This is a genomic window from Microbacterium sp. LB12, from assembly GCF_037150835.1.
Taxonomy (GTDB): domain Bacteria; phylum Actinomycetota; class Actinomycetes; order Actinomycetales; family Microbacteriaceae; genus Microbacterium.
The window spans coordinates 165059-185136 of record NZ_JBBCPF010000006.1 but is presented as its reverse complement, the minus strand read 5'-3'; the positions used below and the strand labels follow the sequence as shown (position 1 = coordinate 185136).

The 20078-nt window shown below is 69.2% G+C and carries 19 protein-coding genes; 12 read left to right on the top strand and 7 right to left on the bottom strand.

Annotation, left to right across the window (positions count from 1 at the left end):
- Positions 1-85: 85 nt before the first annotated feature.
- Both WFM69_RS12475 and holA read left to right on the top strand, forming a co-directional pair.
- Positions 86-1798: a DUF11 domain-containing protein gene (locus WFM69_RS12475; protein ID WP_337005112.1), complete on the top strand. Its 1713-nt coding sequence runs from the start codon at positions 86-88 to the stop codon at positions 1796-1798.
- 62 nt (positions 1799-1860) lie between these two features.
- Positions 1861-2898, top strand: a complete 1038-nt coding sequence (holA, locus tag WFM69_RS12470) for a DNA polymerase III subunit delta (RefSeq protein ID WP_337005110.1) — start codon at positions 1861-1863, stop codon at positions 2896-2898.
- Positions 2899-3024: 126 nt separating this feature from the next.
- On the opposite strand, the gene rpsT is transcribed toward holA, so the two are convergent.
- Positions 3025-3285 (bottom strand): 30S ribosomal protein S20, encoded by a 261-nt coding sequence (rpsT, locus tag WFM69_RS12465; RefSeq protein ID WP_337005108.1) that lies wholly within the window; start codon positions 3283-3285, stop codon positions 3025-3027.
- 222 nt (positions 3286-3507) lie between these two features.
- Here rpsT and WFM69_RS12460 point away from each other — a divergent pair, with 222 nt between their 5' ends.
- Both WFM69_RS12460 and WFM69_RS12455 read left to right on the top strand, forming a co-directional pair.
- Complete coding sequence (locus WFM69_RS12460) at positions 3508-4878, top strand: GH1 family beta-glucosidase (RefSeq protein ID WP_337005106.1); 1371 nt, start codon at positions 3508-3510, stop codon at positions 4876-4878.
- Positions 4875-6113, top strand: coding sequence for an MFS transporter (locus tag WFM69_RS12455; protein ID WP_337005104.1), 1239 nt, complete (start codon positions 4875-4877; stop codon positions 6111-6113). The genes WFM69_RS12460 and WFM69_RS12455 overlap by 4 nt, the downstream gene beginning before the upstream one ends.
- On the opposite strand, the gene WFM69_RS12450 is transcribed toward WFM69_RS12455, so the two are convergent.
- Genes WFM69_RS12450 through WFM69_RS12430 form a run of 5 tightly spaced genes read right to left on the bottom strand, consistent with a single transcriptional unit; the run spans position 6108 to position 10868 of the window.
- Positions 6108-6836, bottom strand: coding sequence for an alpha/beta fold hydrolase (locus WFM69_RS12450; protein WP_337005102.1), 729 nt, complete (start codon positions 6834-6836; stop codon positions 6108-6110). The genes WFM69_RS12455 and WFM69_RS12450 overlap by 6 nt on opposite strands.
- 44 nt (positions 6837-6880) lie before the next feature.
- On the bottom strand, positions 6881-7459 hold the full coding sequence (locus tag WFM69_RS12445) for a PH domain-containing protein (RefSeq protein WP_337005100.1): 579 nt from the start codon (positions 7457-7459) through the stop codon (positions 6881-6883).
- On the bottom strand, positions 7456-9558 hold the full coding sequence (locus WFM69_RS12440; RefSeq protein ID WP_337005098.1) for an ABC transporter ATP-binding protein: 2103 nt from the start codon (positions 9556-9558) through the stop codon (positions 7456-7458). Before WFM69_RS12440 ends, WFM69_RS12445 begins: the two co-directional genes overlap by 4 nt.
- Positions 9509-10426 carry an ABC transporter permease gene (locus tag WFM69_RS12435; RefSeq protein ID WP_337005096.1) on the bottom strand — a complete coding sequence of 306 codons (918 nt, stop codon included), beginning with the start codon at positions 10424-10426 and terminating at the stop codon, positions 9509-9511. Before WFM69_RS12435 ends, WFM69_RS12440 begins: the two co-directional genes overlap by 50 nt.
- A 1-nt stretch (position 10427) precedes the next feature.
- A complete protein-coding gene (locus tag WFM69_RS12430; RefSeq protein ID WP_337005302.1) occupies positions 10428-10868 on the bottom strand; it encodes an ABC transporter permease in 441 nt (146 codons plus the stop codon).
- On the opposite strand from WFM69_RS12430, the gene WFM69_RS12425 reads away from it, so the two are divergent.
- From WFM69_RS12425 to hemW, 4 genes are all read left to right on the top strand, one after another.
- Positions 10822-11226: a hypothetical protein gene (locus tag WFM69_RS12425; RefSeq protein WP_337005094.1), complete on the top strand. Its 405-nt coding sequence runs from the start codon at positions 10822-10824 to the stop codon at positions 11224-11226. The two genes, WFM69_RS12430 and WFM69_RS12425, sit on opposite strands and share 47 nt — an antisense overlap.
- Before the next feature lie 117 nt (positions 11227-11343).
- Positions 11344-13197, top strand: coding sequence for a translation elongation factor 4 (gene lepA, locus WFM69_RS12420; protein ID WP_337005092.1), 1854 nt, complete (start codon positions 11344-11346; stop codon positions 13195-13197).
- 83 nt (positions 13198-13280) lie between these two features.
- A complete protein-coding gene (locus tag WFM69_RS12415) occupies positions 13281-13934 on the top strand; it encodes a DUF1990 family protein (protein WP_337005090.1) in 654 nt (217 codons plus the stop codon).
- Positions 13934-15151 (top strand): radical SAM family heme chaperone HemW, encoded by a 1218-nt coding sequence (gene hemW, locus WFM69_RS12410; RefSeq protein ID WP_337005088.1) that lies wholly within the window; start codon positions 13934-13936, stop codon positions 15149-15151. The genes WFM69_RS12415 and hemW overlap by 1 nt, the downstream gene beginning before the upstream one ends.
- A 15-nt stretch (positions 15152-15166) precedes the next feature.
- On the opposite strand, the gene WFM69_RS12405 is transcribed toward hemW, so the two are convergent.
- Positions 15167-16585: a carboxylesterase/lipase family protein gene (locus tag WFM69_RS12405; RefSeq protein WP_337005086.1), complete on the bottom strand. Its 1419-nt coding sequence runs from the start codon at positions 16583-16585 to the stop codon at positions 15167-15169.
- A gap of 103 nt (positions 16586-16688) precedes the next feature.
- On the opposite strand from WFM69_RS12405, the gene hrcA reads away from it, so the two are divergent.
- From hrcA to WFM69_RS12385, 4 genes are all read left to right on the top strand, one after another.
- Complete coding sequence (hrcA, locus tag WFM69_RS12400; RefSeq protein ID WP_337005084.1) at positions 16689-17720, top strand: heat-inducible transcriptional repressor HrcA; 1032 nt, start codon at positions 16689-16691, stop codon at positions 17718-17720.
- A 38-nt stretch (positions 17721-17758) separates the two neighbouring features.
- On the top strand, positions 17759-18874 hold the full coding sequence (gene dnaJ, locus WFM69_RS12395) for a molecular chaperone DnaJ (RefSeq protein ID WP_337005082.1): 1116 nt from the start codon (positions 17759-17761) through the stop codon (positions 18872-18874).
- Positions 18875-18876: 2 nt separating this feature from the next.
- Positions 18877-19605, top strand: a complete 729-nt coding sequence (locus tag WFM69_RS12390) for a 16S rRNA (uracil(1498)-N(3))-methyltransferase (RefSeq protein WP_337005080.1) — start codon at positions 18877-18879, stop codon at positions 19603-19605.
- Between the two features lie 64 nt (positions 19606-19669).
- The gene (locus tag WFM69_RS12385; protein WP_337005078.1) at positions 19670-20020 is read left to right on the top strand and encodes an HIT domain-containing protein; all 351 of its coding nucleotides are present in this window, start codon (positions 19670-19672) and stop codon (positions 20018-20020) included.
- The last annotated feature ends 58 nt before the right edge of the window (positions 20021-20078 follow it).

Sequence of the window (20078 nt, the reverse complement as noted above, 5' to 3'; positions counted from 1 at the left end):
CGGCGTCGGACAACCTGTTGTCCCGCCCGCACCGCAGGACTACTGTCAGCCTCAGTTGCGTGCAGACGCGCAGCGACGAGGGATCATGATGAGCAGTAGACGATGGTCGGCGATCCTCGCCGCGATCGCCGTGGGGGCGGCGGCGGCGGTGGTGCCCGTGAGCAGTGCCTCCGCCGCGACGATGGCGGACTACGTGGTCGTCTCCGTCACCGGACTCAACTTCGGCGACGACGTGGCGTTCGGCGATCCGAACATCACCATGACCTACACGATCACCGCGCTGCAGGACGTGACGCTGTCGACGAGCGGGTGGTACACGCCTGCGCCCGACGCCGCGCTGTCGGAGACGTCGGGCGGTGCGTGCCCCGGCATGAGCGTGTTCAGCACGTCGCGCTTCCTGGCGGCGGGTGCCGTGTGCACCATGAGCGTCGTGTTCAACCCGAGCGTCTACCTCGCCCCGCTCACGTCGGTGCAGGGCGGCCGCGGATGGACAGCGAGCGGCGCGGGCGGCGTCGCCACGGATCAGGTGTACCTGCCGTACACGGCTCTCGTGCACTCGCTCGACATCGAGCCGCGGTCGCTGTCGTTCACGGCGCCGCCCGCCACACTCAGCCCCGCGCAGACGGTCACGTTCACGAACACGGCGGCCGTGCCGCTCTCACCGCTTGCGCTCACGTCCGTCGAGCCGGCATTCCTCCTCGACCCCGGCACGTGCACCGCCGCGCTGCCGGTCGGCGGCAGCTGCGTGGCGTCGATCCAGTATCAGGGCGGGGCGCTCTTCGACAGCGTCGAAGGCAGGGTCAAGGTGGACTACACCGCGACCGGCAACGCGGGGCAGCGCGAGTTCACAGACTTCATCGGCTATGTGCGCCTGAGCGGCTGGACCTACGTGACACCGCCGCTCACGAACATCGCGATCACCAAGGTGCTCGTCGACAGGGGTCCGATCGGTGCCGGGTCGCGCCTCGAGTGGGCGATCACGGTGACGAACCTCAGCACGGTCGATGCCACCAACGTGTACTTCTACGATTTCCCCGAGGACCCGCTCATCCACGACGGCACGACGGCGCCAGGATGCGAGAGCGAGCCGCAGCCGGTGGGCGTGCAGTCGGGGGTGACCGTGCGATCCGGGTGGGCGTCGTGCAACCTCGGCACCATCCCCGCCGGCACGAGCCTGCAGTTCTCGAGCTTCGCCCTGGTTCCGGACGACGTGCCGCCGGGGACGGTCCTCACCAACAACGCCTCGGTCTATCCGGCAGAGCAGGATTCCGACTACTCCGACAACTTCACGTCCGCGAGCACCCCGCCCACGGTGGCCTTCGCCGACCTCTCGATCGCGAAGCGTGCGCTCACCGCCGCGGTCGCACCGGGCGACCCGGTGACGTGGATCCTCCAGGTTGCGAACCACGGCCCCGACGATGCGACGGCGGCGGTGGTCACCGACACCCTGCCCGCGGGACTGACCGTCACCGACGTCCCCGCGGGCTGTGCTGCTGCGGGAGCGATCGTCACCTGCACATCGGCGTCGGTCGCTGCGGGTGCCTTCATCGAGTTCGAGATCGGCACGTCGGTGGACGCGCGCGCAGCCGGTGCAGAGGTCGCCAACGCCGCGAGCATCTCCGCGGAGACGCACGACCCGGACCTCACGAACAACGACGCCTCGGCATCCGTCTCGATCCAGCTCGCCTCGAGCGGAATGGCACCGCTGTGGTGGGCTGTCCTCGGTCCCGTGCTGCTCGTCGCAGGCGTCGTGCTGCTGGCGGTGCGGCGACGCCCGGAGGCACGACGGATCGACTGATCGGCGGTCCGGCGCGGTCGATCACGCGGAGCGGTGTCGGTGACCGCCGGTAGGCTGGATCCATGGCAGCTTCGCGTCCCTCTCCCCGTGGTGGCGCGAAGCCCACCAAGATCCCGCAGGTGTCCTGGCGTGAGCCGCATCCCGCCCCGATCGTGCTCGTATCAGGACCGGAGGAGGTCTGCGCTGAACGCGCGATCGCCGGCGTGCGTGACTACCTGCGCGCAGAAGATCCCGCGCTCGAGGTCAGCGATGTGCGCGCCGACGATTACGCGCCCGGAACTCTGCTGTCCCTCACGTCGCCGTCGCTGTTCGGAGAGCCGCGTCTGGTGCGCGTCTCGGGTGTGGAGAAGTGCTCCGACGCCTTCATCCAGGAAGCGGTGTCGTATCTCGACAACCCGCAGGAGGGCGCGACGGTCATCCTCCGGCACACCGGTGCGAGCGTGCGCGGCAAGAAGCTGCTCGATGCCCTTCGTGCCGGCATCGGCGGCGGTATCGAGATCGCCTGCCCGGCGATCAAGCGCGACGGCGACCGTGTCGACTTCGCGGCGGGGGAGTTCCGCGCGGCGAAGAAGCGCATCGCGCCTCCGGCTTTGCGCGCGCTCGTGTCGGCGTTCGCCGATGATCTGACCGAGCTGGCCGCCGCGTGTCAGCAGTTGATCGGCGATGTCGAGGGCGACATCACCGAAGAGATCGTCACCAAGTACTACGGCGGTCGGGTCGAAGTGTCGGCGTTCGTCGTGGCCGACACCGCGATCGCCGGTCGCTATGGCGAAGCGCTCATCGCCCTGCGCCATGCCCTCTCGTCGGGGGCAGATCCGGTGCCGATGGTCGCGGCGTTCGCGATGAAGCTCCGCACGATGGCGCGCGTGGCGGGCAACCGCGAGCCGAGCAGACAGCTGGCGCAGCGCCTGGGCATGAAGGACTGGCAGGTCGATCGCGCCCGTCGCGACCTCGCGGGATGGAACGAGCGGTCGCTGGGAATGGCGATCCAGGCGACGGCTCGGGCCGATGGCGAGGTCAAGGGTGCAGCGCGCGATCCGATCTTCGCGCTGGAGCGCATGGTCACGGTGATCGCCACCCGTCAGCCGTTCGGCGAGTAGCACTGCAGGACTCCGTTTCACCGACGACACCTCGTCTCACCGCGGACACCTCGTCTCACCGGGGACCCCGGTACAACGAAGAAGGCCCACCCCGATACGGGGTGGGCCTTTCTCAGACGGTGCGGCTCAGAGAGCGGCGACCTGCTTGGCGAGAGCCGACTTGCGGTTCGATGCCTGGTTCTTGTGCAGGACGCCCTTGCTGACGGCCTTGTCGAGCTTCACGGACGCCTTCTTCAGGGCGGTCTCGGCGGCGGCCTTGTCGCCCGCGGTGACAGCGGTGCGCGCGGTGCGGATGACCGTCTTGAGCTCGCTCTTCACGGCCTTGTTGCGCTCGCGCGCCTTCTCGTTGGTCTTGTTGCGCTTGATCTGCGACTTGATGTTTGCCACGTGTGGACGCTTTCTGTACAGGAGTGTTCGGAATGCCGGCAGCAGAAGAGGGCTGCTGCACAGCGGTCGTGAGGGAAGAACCCACACGCAAGCCAAGAGTCGAGTCTACCAGCAGAGGGGGTGATCACGCGAAACGGCGACGGGAACACGGTACTCGGTCGCGGATCCGGTGGTACCGGGTGCAGAATCATCACTATCCCGACACTGACGTCAAGGAGCCACATGACCCCCGCACCCGTCCGTCCCGCCGTGCCTGCCGGGCTCCGCTGGTCTGCAGCCACCTCCGCTTTCCAGATCGAGGGGTCTCGACCGACCGGGGATTCCGGGCGGTCCATCTGGGACGACTTCCTGGAGCGGCCGGGAGCGATCATCGACGGATCGACGGCGGACCCGGCGTGCGACAGCTACCGGCATCCGGAGGCCGATGTGGCCCTCGCCGCGGGTCTGGGCCTCGACCGCTACCGGTTCTCCATCCCGTGGTCGCGCGTGCAGCCCGACGGCAGCGGTCCCGGCGACACGGTGGCCCTCGACCACTACTCCCGTGTGGTCGATCTGCTGCTGGATGCCGGGGTCGTGCCGTTCCCGACGCTCTTCCACTGGGAGATGCCGAGCGCTGTCGAGGCCGACGGCGGGTGGGTGAACCGGGATACGGCCGAGCGCTTCGCGGAGTATGCCGCGATCGTGGCCGGCCGTCTCGGCGACCGCGTCACGCACTGGTACACGCTGAACGAGCCGGCGATGACGACCCTGCAGGGGTATGCGGTCGGCGCTCTCGCACCGGGCAAGCAGCTACTCTTCGACGCGTTGCCCACCGCGCACCATCAGCTCCTCGCCCATGCGCGCGCGGCCGAGGTGCTCCGTGCGCGCGGCGCGACGGCGGTCGGTCTGGTCAACAACCACACCTGGGTGCTGCCGCTGCACGACACGGTGGAGGATCTGCAGGCCGCTGCGATCTACGACACGATCCACAACCGGGTCTTCAGTGAACCGCTCCTCGCCGGCGCGTATCCTGATCTGGAAGCCTTCGGGCTTCCCCCGATGCCCACGCAGGACGGGGATCTGGAGGCGATCGCCCGTTCGATCGACTTCTACGGCATCAACTTCTACAACCCCACCACCGTCACGCTCGCGGAAAAGGGGAGCCCGATCCCGTTCGACATCGTGCCGACCCCCGGTGCGCCGGTCACCGGCTTCGGCCCGGAGTGGCCGATCATGCCGAGCGCCCTGCGCGACCTCCTGATCGACCTGCATACCCGGCACCCCGACCTGCCTCCCGTGATCATCGGCGAGAACGGCGCCTCCTTCCCGGAGCCCGAACGTGCCGCGCGCATCGACGACACCGACCGGATCGCGTACCTCGCCGGTCACATCGCCGCGGTGGCGGAAGCCGTCGATGCCGGAGTGCCGGTCGAGGAGTACACGGTCTGGTCGCTCCTGGACAACTGGGAGTGGGCCGACGGGTATACGCAGCGCTTCGGTCTGGTCCATGTCGATTTCGAGACGGGAGAGCGCACGCCGAAGGCCTCGTATGACTGGTATCGCGATCTCATCGGGGCGTCCCGCGTCGCCGCGACGGCGGAGGAGACTCGATGAGCGAGGTGACCCGCACCCGCACCGTGCGGGCCGGAGCGCGATGGATGTCGCTGTTCACGCTGGCGTGGCTCGCGATCTGGACCGTGCAGCTCACGCCCGTGCAGCTGCTCCTGCCCCTGCAGCTCGACACCCCGGAGGACGACTGGATCCGCGGGGTCGTGTCGTCCGGACTCGTGCTCGGGATCGGCGGGCTCGCGGGCATCATCGCCGGTCCTGCCGCGGGGGCGCTGTCGGACCGTGCGGCCGCCGGTCGTCATCGTCGCCGCCCGTGGGCCCTGGGCGGTGTGCTGTTCACCGCGTTGTGCCTCGTACTCACCGGTTTCGCAGAGGGCCCGTGGGCGGTCGGCGCCGGCTGGGTGGGTGTGTCGATCGGTGTGGCGGTGTCGTCCGCGGCCTTCACCGCGCTCATCGCCGACCAGCTGCCGTCCACGCAGCGCGGTTCGGCATCGGCCGCCGTGGGTTCGAGTCAAGCCGTCGGTATCGTGCTCGGGGTAGGCCTCGTGGTGCTCCTGGGGCTCGGCATCGGCGCCGGATACCTGCTCCTCGCGGCCATCATCGCGGTCGTCGGCACCGCGGCGGCGCTGCTGCTGCCCGATCCTCCGAGCACGGAGGCGATGCGTCCGAAGCAGGCAGGACGCCGCCGGCTGGCCTCGCTCCGCGATCGCGACTTCGCCTGGATGCTGTCGGGTCGCCTGGTCACGAACATCGGGAACGCGCTCGGGACGGCGCTCTTCCTCTTCTTCCTGCTGCACGGTCTCGGTCAGCCGAGCGCGGAGGCGCAGGACAACCTGCTGCTGCTGATCGTCGTGTACACCGTGTTCGTGGTGATCGCCTCGGTGGTCACGGGGATCGTGTCCGACCGCACCGGCAACCGCCGCACGCTCACGGTCGCGGCGACCGTGGTGCAGGCGGCGTCCGGTGTCGCGATCGCCCTGGTGCCGACCTTCGAGATGACGATGATCGCCGCCGCGCTGATGGGACTCGGATACGGGGCCTTCTCGACCGTGGGCCTGGCGTTCGCCGCCGATCTGCTCCCGGATGAGCAGGATCATGCGCGGGACCTGGGGGTCGTCAACGTCACGGCGGCGCTCGGCCAGCTGATCGGTCCGGTGCTGGGCGCGGGGCTCGTGGCGCTCGTCGGTGGCTTCTGGCTGGTGTTCGTGGCGGCGGCGGTGCTGTCGCTGGTCGGGGGAGTGCTCACCGCGCTCGCGCGGCAGCCCGTGCGACCGTCATGAGTCGGAAGCGGACTCCAGTGTCGCTATCGCGAGTTGCAGCACGGCGTCGAACACGCGGGGTCGCATCGCGGTGACGAGGTGTGTCGTGCGGGGCACGATGATCAGCTCGGCGTGCGGGGCCAGGCGTCGGAACAGCGACTCGTTCAGGCGGAGCTGATCGTACTGCCCGTTCACGAACCAGAGCGGGATCGTGATGCGTGCGACCGCGGTGGCGATGTCGAGGGCGGCGAGGCTGCGCAGCGCCGCGTCCTGGGTGTCCAGCGCATAGCCGCCGGCCGCGAAGTCGGAGCGGGTCTCGGCGGGGATCGTCGCCTCGAGGATCCTCCCGGTGAGCCACATCCCGCGGTCGGGCAGGGAGTCGACCGCCCGGGTGAACAGCCGGTAGGCGGCGAGACCGGCGCCATGGGGGAGTGACGTGCACGAGGCGGCGATCAGACCGGCGACCGGGGGCTGCTGCGCACCGCCCGCGTAGGCGAGGCAGAGCAGACCGCCCATCGAGTGGCCGACGAGGAGCACGGGGCCCTTCTCGGCCGCGGTCCGCACCGCGACGTCGATCGTGTGCAACGCCTCGTGCAGGGTGAAGTCCTCGTGCATCCGGGTGCCGTGGCCGGGCAGATCGACGGCGGTCGCCGTGTATCCGCGGGCATCGAGGTACTCGAGCTGTGCCCGCCACATCGTGGCGGACGTGCGGATGCCGTGCACGAGGACGATCTGGGCGCTCACGCGTTCAGCTTAGGCAGCACGTGGGCGAGGGGCCATCCTCGACGTCAGGCGAGCAGGCGTGCGCTCAGGATCCCGAGGAGGATGCTCGCGAGGAGCGCGAGAAGCGGCCACCACACGACGCGCACCGACGGGGAAGCGCCGGTGTCGGCGGGGCGTCCCACCTCGTCGCGCGCCTGATCGATCGCTTCCGCGACTCCCACGAACGCCCGTTTGCGCGACGCTTGTTCACGGTCGGCGGCGTGGCCCTTGTGCGGGTGCACGGTGGGCGAACCCCAGGCGCGGCGCACTGTGCCGTCGGTGAGCGTGATCACGAGCTGGTAGCGCACGTGGAGGTCGGCGATCCTCCGCCAGGGGAGCGTGTGCTCCCGGAGGACGTTCACGACGATCAGGCTCGACGGCGTGACGACGAGGCACGGACGGATCAGGAGCATCCAGCAGACCAGGAGGATCGCGCACATCCACGGCAGCGCGAGGAGGATCGTCGACCATTCCGCGCGCACTGCCGCATCGATGAGCATGTAGGCGAACAGCGCGGCGAGGATCCCGCTGATCCACCACCCCGACGCGCCGCGGATCACGACGCGGTCGTCGGCGCCCCGGCCCGTTCGTCCCGTCTGCGTCACGCGGGCTGCAGGATGTCCTGCTCCGCCCAGTGGCACGAGACGTCGCGTCCCTCCACCGTGCGCAGCTCGGGCGACCTGGTCTCGCACTCGTCCTGCTGCGCGGGCGGCAGGATCGCGTACAGGGGGCACCGCTTGCGGAATGCGCATCCCGTGATCGACTCGGTCGGCGAGGGCAGGTCTCCCGAGAGCAGGATGCGCTCGCGGGTGCGCTCGATCTGCGGGTTCGGGATCGGCACGGCCGACAGCAGTGCACGCGTGTACGGGTGGCGGGGGTTCTCGAAGATCGCATCCGAGTCGCCGTACTCGATGATCCGGCCGAGGTACATCACGGCTACCTCATCGGCGATGTGACGAACCACCGCGAGGTCGTGCGCCACGAACAGGTACGACAGACCGAGCTGCTGCTTGAGGTCTTCGAGCAGGTTGATCACGCCGGCCTGCACCGAGACGTCGAGCGCGGAGACCGGCTCGTCGAGCACGAGGATCTTCGGCTCCACCACGAGCGCACGGGCGATGCCGATGCGCTGACGCTGACCGCCCGAGAACTCATGCGGGTAACGGTGGGCGTAGCTGGGTTCGAGGCCGACGAGCTCGAGCATCCGCCGCACGCGACGGGTGATCTCCTTCGGCGGCACGTCGTGCACGGTCAGCGGTTCGCCGATCAGCTCCTCGACGGTCATGCGGGGGTCGAGCGATGCCGCGGGGTCCTGGAACACGATCTGGATGTCGGTGCGCAGGGCGCGACGCTCGGAGGCCGACAGCGACGCGGTGTCGACGCCGTTGATCGCGATCTTCCCGGACTGGGGCTTGGCGAGCTCCATGACCTCCATGACGGTGGTCGACTTGCCGCAGCCCGACTCGCCGACCAGGCCCAGCGTCTTGCCGCCCTGCAGCGAGAAGCTCACGCCGTCCACGGCGCGGACGGTGCCCACGCGGCGGCGGAAGACCGTGCCCTTCGTGAGGGGGAAGTGGCGCTTCACGTCCTCCACCTCGAGGACCGTGCCGTGCGTCTCGACCTCGCGGACGACCTCCTCGACCGGTGCGGGCGGGGAGAAGACCTCGTCGCGGGGGAGCCGGCCGTCGACGATCTCCGCCGAGCGGATGCAGGCGGCTGCCTGCATGGGCGCGACCGGCACCAGTTCCGGCTCGATGTCGTGGCACGCCGAGATCACGGCGGGGCAGCGATCGGCGAACGGGCATCCGGTGGGGATCTCGGTGAGCAGCGGGGGACGGCCCTCGAGCGGCACCAGGCGCGCCGATCGGGTGTCGACCATGTTCGGCATCGAGCGCAGCAGACCGATCGTGTACGGCATGGACGGCCGCTCGAACAGGTCGTCGACCGGTGCGGTCTCGACGATGCGTCCCGCGTACATCACGGCCACGCGATCGGCGTTGCCGGCCACGACGCCGAGGTCGTGCGTGATGAGCACGACGGCGGCGCCGGTGATCTCCTTGGCCGTCTGGAGCACGTCCAGGATCTGCGCCTGGATCGTCACGTCGAGCGCGGTGGTCGGCTCGTCGGCGATGATCAGCTTCGGGTCGTTGGCGATCGCGATCGCGATCATCGCGCGCTGGCGCATGCCACCGGAGAACTCGTGCGGGAACGACTTCACGCGGCGACGCGGTTCCGGGATGCCGACGATGTCGAGCAGCTCGATCGCGCGCGCCTCCAACGCCTGGGGGCTCAGCCCCGGCTGGTGCAGCTTGAGGCCCTCGATGATCTGCTGGCCGATCGTGTACACCGGGGTCAGCGCCGAGAGCGGGTCCTGGAACACCATCGCGATGTCGGAGCCGCGCATCTTCGACAGCTGGCGGTCGGTGGAGCCGAGAAGCTCCTTGCCGTCGTAGGTGATGGATCCCGTGATGTTGGCGGTGCTGGGGAGCAGGCCCATCACCGCCATCGACGACACCGACTTGCCCGAACCGGACTCGCCGACGATCGCCAGGAATTCCCCACGGTTGACCTCGTAGTTCACGCCACGCACCGCGTGGACGGTGCGGGCCTTCGTCTCGAAGGTGACGTTGAGGTCGCGGACGCGAAGCAGTGGTTCAGGCACGGTTGTTCTCCGAGGTCGGGTCGACGGCGTCGCGCAGGGCATCTCCGAGGAGGCTCGAGGCGAGCACAGTGGCGACGAGGAGGATCGCCGGTGGGATGAAGAGCCACGGGCGGGTGGTCGCCGCGGCGCTTCCCGCGGCGAGCAGGGTGCCCAGGGACACATCGGGCGGCTGGATGCCGAAGCCGAAGTAGCTGAGCGTCGTCTCAGCGAGGATCGCCGCACCGACACCCAGCGTCGCGTCGATGATCAGCAGCGAGGCGACGTTGGGGAGGATGTGGCGGCGGATGATCGTGAAACCGCCGACGCCCATGAAGCGCGCGGCCTTGACGTAGTCGCGCTCGCGCAGTGACATGGTCTGCCCGCGGATCACTCGGGCGAGCACCATCCATCCGAAGAGGGGGAGGAAGACGACGAGCGCGACCCAGGCGAGGTTCTTGAAGAGCGGGCTGAGCAGCACCAGGATGTAGAAGCTCGGCAGCACCAGGAGCAGGTCGATGATCCAGACGATCACGCGGTCCCACACGCCACCGACGTATCCGGCGATGGCGCCGACCACTCCGGCGATGATGGCCGTGACCGGGCCGACGATCAGACCGATGAGGAGCGACTTCTGCAGTCCGGCCATCGACTGGGCGAAGATGTCCTGCCCGATCGTGTCGGTGCCGAACCAGTGGTTGAGGCTCGGCCCCTTGTTGAACGACAGGTAGTCCTGGTCGGTCGAGGACCAGGGGTACAGGAGCGGTCCGACGTAGGCGAGCAGGAACATCAGGATGAGCACTCCTGCGCCGATCCAGGCCCGCTTGGTGGAGAAGGTGCGCTTGAGGATCAGGCGCCAGCGGGGGATCGACGGGGCGTCGTCGGTCTCCGGCTCGAGCACCGGGGCGTCCAGCTGCGTGGGATCGAGGGTCATCTCACATCCTCACTCGGGGGTCGAGAGCCGCGTAGAGCACGTCGGCCAGCGTGCCCGCGATGAGCACGAGGATCGCGGCGAACAGGATCGAGCCGGTCGCTGCGTTGATGTCGTTGTTGGAGACGGAGTCGATGAGGTACTCACCCATGCCGTGCCAGCTGAAGATCTTCTCCGTCACGGCGGCGCCGGTCAGGATGGTTCCGAACGAGTAGGCGAAGAACGTCGACATCGGGATCAGCGCGACGCGCACGCCGTGGCGCATGATCGCAGATCCGCGGGTGCGGCCCTTCGCGCGGGCGGTGCGGATGAAGTCGGACGAGAGCACCTCCGAGGTGCCGAACTCGGCGATCCTCGCCCAGCAGATCCAGCCGATGGCCGCCAAGGCGGGCTTCGACGTGAAGATCGACACGGTTCCGTCCGCTGACTTCTTCACGAAGTACATCACGACGGAGACGCGTGACTTCGAGGCGACCATCTTCGCGTGGCAGGGTACCCCGTACCCGATCTCGTCGACGGAGTCGATCTTCAACCCGGCCGACTCCGGCCAGAACTTCCCGGGCGTCGCCGACGACCGTCTGGAAGACCTCTGGACGAAGGCCAACGGAGAGCTCGACCCCGACGCTCGTCTCGACATCGCCAAGGAGATCGACAAGATCATCATGAGCGAGGCCGTCACGATCCCGCTGGCCGCGCGTCCGAACCAGTACGCGATCGCCAAGGGCGTCGTGAACTACGGTCCCTCGCAGTTCGAGTCGACCACCGGCACGAACCACTGGGAGAACGTGGGCTGGGCCAAGTAAGCCCGGATCCTCATCCCGGACGGGGCGGTCTCTTCGGAGGCCGCCCCGTCTGCTCTGTCCGGTGCGCCCCTCGGCGAATCGGGTAATCCGCCCACCTGACCGTACAATCGAGTGGACATGTCCCCACGCGCTCTCACCCCTCTTCAGCCTGCCTCGACGCCGGCTGCGCAGATCCGCAATTTCTGCATCATCGCCCACATCGACCACGGCAAGTCGACGCTCGCCGACCGCATGCTCCAGATCACCGGAGTCGTGTCGGATCGCGACATGCGCGCCCAGTACCTCGACCGCATGGACATCGAGCGTGAGCGCGGCATCACGATCAAGAGTCAGGCCGTCCGCATGCCCTGGGAGCTCGACGGTCAGACCTTCGCGCTCAACATGATCGACACCCCCGGCCACGTCGACTTCACCTACGAGGTCTCGCGTTCGCTCGCTGCCTGCGAGGGCGCGATCCTGCTCGTGGATGCGGCGCAGGGCATCGAGGCGCAGACGCTCGCGAACCTCTACCTGGCGCTGGAGAACGACCTCCACATCATCCCGGTGCTGAACAAGATCGACCTCCCGGCCGCCGATCCGGAGAAGTACGCCAAGGAGCTCGCGTCTCTCATCGGGGGCAAGCCGGAGGATGTGCTGCGCGTCTCGGGCAAGACCGGCGTCGGCGTGGAAGACCTGCTCGACCGCCTCGTGCAGGAGATCCCGGCACCCGTCGGCGACGCGGACGCGCCGGCGCGTGCCATGATTTTCGACTCCGTGTACGACGCGTACCGCGGCGTCGTCACCTACGTGCGCATGGTCGACGGCAGCCTGTCGCCGCGGGAGCGCATCCAGATGATGTCGACCGGTGCGAACCACGACGCGCTCGAGGTCGGCGTGTCCAGCCCGGAGCCGACCCCGACGAAGGGGCTCGGAGTCGGTGAGGTCGGGTACCTCATCACCGGTGTGAAGGACGTGCGTCTGTCGAAGGTCGGCGACACCATCACCAACGCCCGCAAGCCTGCCGCAGAGGCCCTCGCCGGATACACCGACCCGAAGCCGATGGTGTTCTCGGGCATCTACCCGATCGACGGCAGCGACTACGCGGAGCTGCGTGAGGCGCTGGACAAGCTCAAGCTGTCCGACGCCTCGCTGCAGTACGAGCCGGAGACGTCCGTGGCGCTCGGCTTCGGCTTCCGCTGCGGATTCCTCGGGCTGCTGCACCTCGAGATCATCACGGAGCGCCTGTCGCGCGAGTTCGACCTCGACCTGATCACGACCGCACCGAGCGTGATCTACGAGGTGCTCACGAGCGACACCGGCGAGACCGTCACCGTGACCAACCCGAGCGAGTACCCCGACGGGCGCATCGGCTCGGTCTCGGAGCCGATGGTGAAGGCGGCGATCCTGCTGCCCAAGGACTACGTCGGCACCGTCATGGAGCTGTGCCAGTCGCGCCGTGGAACCCTGCTCGGAATGGAGTACTTCTCCGAGGAGCGCGTCGAGCTCCGGTACAACATGCCGCTCGGCGAGATCGTGTTCGACTTCTTCGACCAGCTCAAGTCGAAGACGCAGGGATACGCCTCCCTCGACTACGAGCCCTCCGGGCAGCAGGAAGCCGACCTCGTCAAGGTAGACATCCTGCTCCAGGGCGAGAAGGTCGACGCGTTCAGCTCGATCGTGCACCGCGACAAGGCTTACGCGTACGGCACCATGATGGCCGAGCGGCTGCGCAAGCTCATCCCTCGCCAGCAGTTCGAGGTGCCGATCCAGGCCGCGATCGGCGCGCGCATCATCGCCCGCGAGACGATCCGCGCGATCCGCAAGGACGTGCTCGCCAAGTGCTACGGCGGCGACATCACCCGTAAGCGCAAGCTCCTGGAGAAGCAGAAGGAGGGCAAGAAGCGCATGAAGATGGTCGGTCGCGTCGAGGTCCCCCAGGAGGCGTTCATCGCCGCGCTCTCCGGTGACGTCGAAGGCAAGGACAAGAAGTAGCCGCGCCCGATCGCGCCGGGGATGTGACGTCCCGCGGCGCGGTGGGGGTGTTCGCCCAGGGAACGCGAAGTAGGCTGGAACTCATGCGGCGCGGGACTTTCCGAGACGACACGGTGGACTATGCGGCCGTGGGTGCCACCCATGCCCCCGACCTGATGCAGTACCCGCCGGAGCGCAGCATCCCGGCGGAGGACTCCTGGCGGATCGGCAGCGGCGTCGAGCGGTTCCAGACGGCGGGCGAAGCCCTGCTCTCGTGGACGGCGCAGCGCGCGGCGGGCCTCGCGGTCGAAGACGTGCGCCCTGCCCCCGGCCCGGCCTATGCCGGCGTGAGCTTCGATGCGGAGGGCAACCCGATCGCACCGAGCAAGCGCGACGTCGAACCGCGATACGACGCCGAGGGCGTTCCTTTCGTCGGCGCCGGGATGACGCTGCACCTGCGCGGTCGCGTGGGCGGGATGCGGGCGGACTCCGAACTGCGCGTGATCTCGGTCACCGAGGAGAAGCGGCGCATCGGCTTCGTGCTCGGGACGGTCGGCGGCTCCGTCGTCAGCGGTGAGGAGTCGTTCGACGTGGACTGGCGCGAGGACAACGACGAGGTCTGGTTCACGGTTCGTGCTTTCGACGCGCCCAACAGCCTCCTCTACCGCACGGTTCCCGCGCTCATGAAGCGTCGTCGGCGCGAGCTCTTCGCGCGCTACCTCCGCGCGATCTCCCCGCTCTACGCGACCCCCGTCTGATGGCGGGACCGCTGCCTCTGGGAGACCCCGCGCCCGCGGACGGGCACCTGCCCGCGGATCTGCCGGTCGACACGAGCGTGCCGTTCTCGGCATATCTGCACATTCCGTTCTGCACCGTGCGCTGCGGCTACTGCGACTTCAACACCTACACCGCGACCGAGCTGCGAGGGGCGAAGCAGGAGGACTACGCGTCGACGCTGATCTCCGAGATCGCGCTGGCGCGTCGCGTCCTCGACGATGCCGGTGCGCTGCGACCGATGGACACGGTCTTCTTCGGTGGCGGTACCCCGACACTGCTTCCCGCGGGGGATCTCGCGCGCATGCTCGATGCTGCGACGTCGGCGTTCGGGCTGGTCGACGGGGCCGAGGTGACGGTCGAGGCGAACCCCGACACCGTGACGCTCGAGGTGGCACGCACGCTGGCTTCCGCCGGGGTGACGCGGATGTCCGTCGGCATGCAGTCCGCGGTCCCGCACGTGCTCGCCGCACTCGACCGCACGCACCGCCCCGAGAATGTGCGCACGGCCGTCACCGCGGCGAAGGATGCGGGTCTCGCGGTCAGCGTCGACCTGATCTACGGTGCACCGGGGGAGTCGCTCGACGATTGGGAGGCGTCGCTCGATGCCGCCCTCGCGCTCGAACCCGATCACATCTCCGCCTACGCGCTCATCATCGAAGATGGCACCAAGCTCGCCCGGCAGATCCGTCGCGGCGAGGTGCCCACTCCTGACGACGATCTGCAGGCCGATATGTACGAGCTCGCGGATGCGCGCCTGGGCGCCGGCGGGTTCGAGTGGTACGAGGTCAGCAACTGGGCGCGCGTGCCCGCACAGCGTTCCCGGCACAACCTCGCCTACTGGCGGGGGAGTGACTGGTGGGGCTTCGGCCCCGGCGCGCACAGCCACGTCGCCGGACTGCGGTGGTGGAACGTGAAGCACCCGGCCGCGTACGCGCAGCGGCTCGCAGCATCCGAGTCCCCGGCAGCGGCGACGGAGCGGCCGGATGCCGAGTCGCAGACGCTCGAGCGGATCCTGCTGCTCAGCCGTATCCGTGAGGGCATCGCCGTCGATGAGGTGCCCCCGGCGAACCGGAGCCGGGTGGCCGGATTGATGGCCGACGGGCTCGTCGACCCGGTCGCCGCAGTACAGGGGCGCATCCAGCTGACATTGCGCGGGCGGCTGCTCGCCGATGCCGTCGTCCGAGCACTCACTGACTGACGGCCCCGCACGGGCTCAGCCCGGCAGCAGATCCATTCCGGCGGTCCGCCGTTGCGGCACGGTCGTGCTGACCGTGTCGAAGAGCCGCGTGCGGCGCTCGGCGCCATAGGCGGGCCAGCCGGGGTCGCCGTCGGTCACGAAGCCGACCCACGACTCGCTCATCTCGGTCGCGAGCTGCTGTGGTGCATCCGGTCCGGCCATCCGCACCGCCTCGTCGTCGCGGAGTCGGTCGAACACGAAGCCGAGCTCCAGCGCATGCGCGGCACGCAGATCCCGCACCGGACTCGGCCACGCGAACTCGTACACGTGCGTCGTCTCCGGGCGGGCGACGGCGACGCGGCTCAGCGGTGCCCGCAGCATCATGTCGGTGACGAGCTGACCGAACACCTCGCCGGTGCTCGCGCCCGGGAACGCCGCGCGATACTCCGCCAGCGCACGACGGGGGATGCGCGACAGCAGTCGCGCAGCCTGCAGCTTGACCCCGCTGATCGCGGCCAGCGCCTCGGGTGGGAACCAGAGGCGATACTCGTCGGTGTTGCTGCCGATCAGGAGCGGGGTGTCGATGCCGCCCAGCACCTCGTGCGGTGAACGCGGCAGGCTGTCCTCGTCGATCGCGAACTGGAAGCCCGGTGCTCCGCCGAGCGGCGAAGAACCCGCCGACTGCGCCTTGCGCGCCTCGAGCAGTTGGGCGGGGCTGAGCGCGGCGAACCCCTCCCGATCGGCGGTCACGCGCAGCAGCTTCGCCAGCTGCGCGGTCACGCGCCCGGCCTTCTTCGCGGTTTGCGCCTGCAGGGGACCCGATTCGATGATCGCCCGCGCGATGAGCGCGCGAGAGTCGTCACGCGTGATGAGCCCGGCGACGATCGCTCCGCCCGCCGACTCGCCCATGGCGGTGATGCGCGCGGGGTCGCCGCCGAAGGCTTCGATCTCGCGGTGCACCCATTCCAACGCCGCGGCGGCGTCGCGCAGGCCGAGGTTGCGGGGCACGCCGTCCAGCACGGAGAAGCCCTCGGAGCCTAGGCGGTAGTTGATCGACACGAAGACGATCCCCGCCTTCGCGAACACGGTGCCGTCGTACAGCGGCAGTGCCGCTGTACCGCGTTCCAGCGCGCCGCCGTGGATCCACAGCAGCACGGGGGCCCCGGATGTCGCGGTCGGAGCCCACACGTTCGCGGTGAGGATGTCGTCGCCGTCGATGTGCACCGATCCCAGCAGCTCGCCGATCGCGCCCGCATAGGGCACCTGGGGCGGTGTGGGACCGAAGCTCGTCGCCTCACGCGTCCCCTCCCAGGCCGCCGCGGGCTGCGGTGCGCGGAACCGGTTCTCGCCGAACGGGGCGGCCGCGTACGGGATGCCGAGGAAGCGGACGACCCCCTCGGCTTCGGAGCCACGGACGACGCCGCGGGACAGGGTCGCATGGGGTGCGGAGGTCATGAGCGTCATCCTAGGTCGCGCCGATCGCGGTACGGAGATTCCCGAGCGACACGGGGTAGGATTGGCACTCTGAACGTCCGAGTGCCAACGGAAGGGAAGGGCGATGGTCACAGAGCGAGGACTCCAGGTTCTCCGCGCGATCGTGCAGGACTACGTCGAGACCCACGAACCCGTCGGCAGCCGCTCCATCGTCGACCGGCACTCCTTCGGCGTCTCCGCGGCGACGATCCGCAACGACATGGCGCTGCTCGAGGACGAAGAGCTCATCACGGCACCGCACACCTCGTCTGGCCGCGTGCCCACCGACAAGGGCTACCGGGTGTTCGTCAACCATCTGGCGCAGTTGCGACCGCTCTCCTCGGCGCAGCGTTCGGCGATCGAATCGTTCCTCGGCGAGCCCGCCGACCTCGACGACCTGATGGTCCGCACGGTGCGGGTGCTGACGCAGTTGACGGGCCAGGTCGCGCTCGCGCAGTATCCGTCCTTCGCGCGTGCGCACGTCACCCACGTCGAACTGGTCGCGCTCGCGCCGAACCGACTCTTGATCGTGCTGGTGACCGACGCCGGCGGCGTATCGCAGCGCATGGCCGTGCTGCCCGACATGATCGACGAGACGGGGCTGGCCGCGCTGCGCGCGCGGTTGGCAGCGCTGATCACGGGGCAGGCGATCAGCGAGGCGTCCGACCGTCTCCAGACGCTGCTCGCCGCCGAGGAGTCTCCGCAGGACCGCGTGCTGCGTACCCTCGCTGGCGTCGTGATCGACGAGTTGAGCGGTTTCCGTCAGGAGCGTCTCGTGATGGCGGGGGCGGCGACGCTCGCCCGCCGTGAACAGGACTTCCGCGGCAGCATCCACCCGCTGCTCGAGGCGATCGAGGAGCAGGTCACGCTGCTGCGGCTGATGAGCGAGATGGTCACCGACGAGCATGGTCTCGCGGCCAGCATCGGCACCGAGAACGCGCCGTTCGGGCTCGGTGAGGCATCGATCGTCGCCAGCAACTACGCCGCGCCCAGCGGCACGGCCCGTGTCGGCGTGATGGGGCCGACGCGCATGGACTATCCGAGCAACCTTGCTGCGGCACGGGCGGTCGCCCGCTACCTGTCGCGGATGCTCGACGAAGACGAGGCCGGCCGCTGACGCGGTCGCCACGAGAAGACACACGCAGAAGGGCGATTGTGGCGGACCACTATGAGGTTCTCGGGGTGTCCCGGGACGCTTCCACCGATGAGATCAAGAAGGCGTACCGACGTCTCGCGCGACAGCTGCACCCGGATGTGAATCCCGGTGAGGACGCGGCGGAGCGCTTCAAGCTCGTCACGCACGCCTACGACGTGCTCAGCGACGACGAGTCCCGCCGGCGCTACGACATGGGCGGCGGTGACGGCGCGGCGGGGAACTTCGGCGGATTCGGCGGTTTCGGCGACATCTTCGAGACGTTCTTCGGTGCCTCGCAGGGCGGCGGTCGCGGTGCGCGTCCGCGGTCGCGCCGTGAACGCGGTCAGGACGCCCTCGTCCGCGTGACGCTCGACCTGGGCGACGTCGTGTTCGGTGCGCACCGGGACATCGACGTCGACACCGCGGTGCTCTGCGAGACGTGTCAGGGCTCCTGCTGCCAGGACGGCACATCCCCGGTCACGTGCGACATCTGCGGTGGCTCCGGCCATGTGCAGCGTCAGGTGCGCAGCCTGCTCGGCAACGTCGTCACCTCCCAGCCCTGCGGCACCTGCGAGGGGTACGGCACGACGATCCCGTACCCGTGCGGCACGTGCGGCGGACAGGGGCGCGTCCGTTCGCGTCGTACCGTGTCGCTCGACATCCCCGCGGGCGTCGAGACCGGGCTGCGCCTGCAGCTTCCGGGCTCGGGCGAGGTCGGCAAGGCGGGCGGCCCCAACGGCGACCTGTACGTCGAGGTCACCGTCAACGCGCACGCGGCGTTCAGCCGTGAGGGCGACGACCTGCTCGCGACGCTCGAGGTGTCCATGACCGACGCGATCCTCGGCACCGAGACGAAGATCCAGGGGCTGGACGGCGAGGTCGATCTGGAGATCCGGCCCGGCGTGCAGTCGGGTGATGTGCTGACCATCAAGGGCCGAGGGATCACCCCGCTCCGCGGCAGCCAGCGCGGCGATCTGCGGGTCGGCGTGCAGGTGCTGACCCCGACCCGCCTGGACTCGGCGCAGCGTGCGCTGATCGAGGACTTCGCGAAGAAGACCAAGTCGCCGGAGCCGCAGCTGGCGCAGTTCCAGCAGGGACTCTTCTCGAAGCTCCGCGACCGCTTCCGCAGCCACTGATCATGGCCCTGCACTTCCTGGTCGAGTCGTCGACGGATGCCGGAGTCGGCGACCTCGTGTCGTTGACGGGCGCCGAGGCGAAGCACGCCGCCGTCGTGCGCCGTCTCCGCGTCGGCGAGGCCGTCACGGTCGGCGAGGGGGCCGGGGTGTGGTTGTCCGGCATCGCGGAGGAGGTGTCGCCCGTGCGCGTCGATGTGCGCATCTCGGAGCGTGTCGAGCACGAGTCGCCGACGCCGCGGATCGTCCTGGTCCAGGCGCTCGCGAAGGGCGATCGCGACGAGCTCGCGGTGCAGGCCGCCTGCGAGCTCGGCGTCGACGAGATCGTGCCGTGGCAGGCGAGCCGCAGCGTGTCGCGCTGGGAGGGGCCGAAGGCCGCGAAGGGACGGGAGCGCTGGGCGACCATCGTGCGTGAGGCCGCCAAGCAGGCCCACCGTGCGTGGCTGCCCGATGTGTCGTCGGTCGTGACGACCGCGCAGCTCGCCGAGCGCGCGACCGCCCAGCGGGTGCTGCTGCTCGATCCCACCGCATCCACGCGCCTGTCCGCGATCGAACCCGATGGGCGCGACCTGGTGCTCGTGGTCGGACCCGAGGGCGGCATCTCCGACCAGGAGCTCGACCGTCTCACCGCCGCCGGAGCGGAACGCGTGCTCCTGGGCGAGACCGTGCTGCGCACGTCGACCGCGGGCCCGGCGGCGATCGCGGTGCTGTCCGTGGCGCTCGGGAGATGGTGACGGCGAACGTCTGCCGACGGCACGCAAGGGCTGTGCGGACCCGGTGGTCAGTAGACTTGACCGCATGACGGAACCCTCGATCTTCACCCGCATTCTGAACGGGGAGATCCCTGCCGAGATCCTCGGCGAGACGGATCGCGTCTTCGCGCTGCGCGACATCGCTCCGCAGGCGCCCGTGCATCTGCTCGTCGTCCCGAAGTCCGCGGAGTACCGCGATGTCGTCGAGCTCGCTGCCGGTGACCCCTCGCTGCTCGCCGAGATGGTGGCCTTCGCCCGGGAACTGGCGGCGATGCACACCGACGACGGAGACTTCCGCCTCGTCTTCAACACCGGCACGCAAGCCGGGCAGACCGTTTTCCACGTCCACGCCCACGTGCTGGCCGGTGGATTGACCGAGAAGAGCGTCGGTGCCTGAGAATCACGAACCGCAGGAGCGCAGCCTCGGAGCCCGGACGCCCGAGGCCGTCGAGAAG

Bases quoted from the DNA above. Each gene is read 5' to 3' on its own strand.
- hemW (WP_337005088.1), top strand. From the start codon at position 13,934: ATGGCGGGACCGCTGCCTCTGGGAGACCCCGCGCCCGCGGACGGGCAC.
- lepA (WP_337005092.1), top strand. From the start codon at position 11,344: ATGTCCCCACGCGCTCTCACCCCTCTTCAGCCTGCCTCGACGCCGGCT.
- WFM69_RS12390 (WP_337005080.1), top strand. From the start codon at position 18,877: ATGGCCCTGCACTTCCTGGTCGAGTCGTCGACGGATGCCGGAGTCGGC.
- WFM69_RS12475 (WP_337005112.1), top strand. From the start codon at position 86: ATGATGAGCAGTAGACGATGGTCGGCGATCCTCGCCGCGATCGCCGTG.
- WFM69_RS12435 (WP_337005096.1), bottom strand. From the start codon at position 10,426: ATGACCCTCGATCCCACGCAGCTGGACGCCCCGGTGCTCGAGCCGGAG.
- WFM69_RS12440 (WP_337005098.1), bottom strand. From the start codon at position 9,558: ATGCCCTGCGCGACGCCGTCGACCCGACCTCGGAGAACAACCGTGCCT.
- holA (WP_337005110.1), top strand. From the start codon at position 1,861: ATGGCAGCTTCGCGTCCCTCTCCCCGTGGTGGCGCGAAGCCCACCAAG.
- WFM69_RS12385 (WP_337005078.1), top strand. From the start codon at position 19,670: ATGACGGAACCCTCGATCTTCACCCGCATTCTGAACGGGGAGATCCCT.
- WFM69_RS12455 (WP_337005104.1), top strand. From the start codon at position 4,875: ATGAGCGAGGTGACCCGCACCCGCACCGTGCGGGCCGGAGCGCGATGG.
- hrcA (WP_337005084.1), top strand. From the start codon at position 16,689: ATGGTCACAGAGCGAGGACTCCAGGTTCTCCGCGCGATCGTGCAGGAC.
- WFM69_RS12405 (WP_337005086.1), bottom strand. From the start codon at position 16,585: ATGACCTCCGCACCCCATGCGACCCTGTCCCGCGGCGTCGTCCGTGGC.
- WFM69_RS12415 (WP_337005090.1), top strand. From the start codon at position 13,281: ATGCGGCGCGGGACTTTCCGAGACGACACGGTGGACTATGCGGCCGTG.
- WFM69_RS12460 (WP_337005106.1), top strand. From the start codon at position 3,508: ATGACCCCCGCACCCGTCCGTCCCGCCGTGCCTGCCGGGCTCCGCTGG.
- WFM69_RS12430 (WP_337005302.1), bottom strand. From the start codon at position 10,868: ATGTACTTCGTGAAGAAGTCAGCGGACGGAACCGTGTCGATCTTCACG.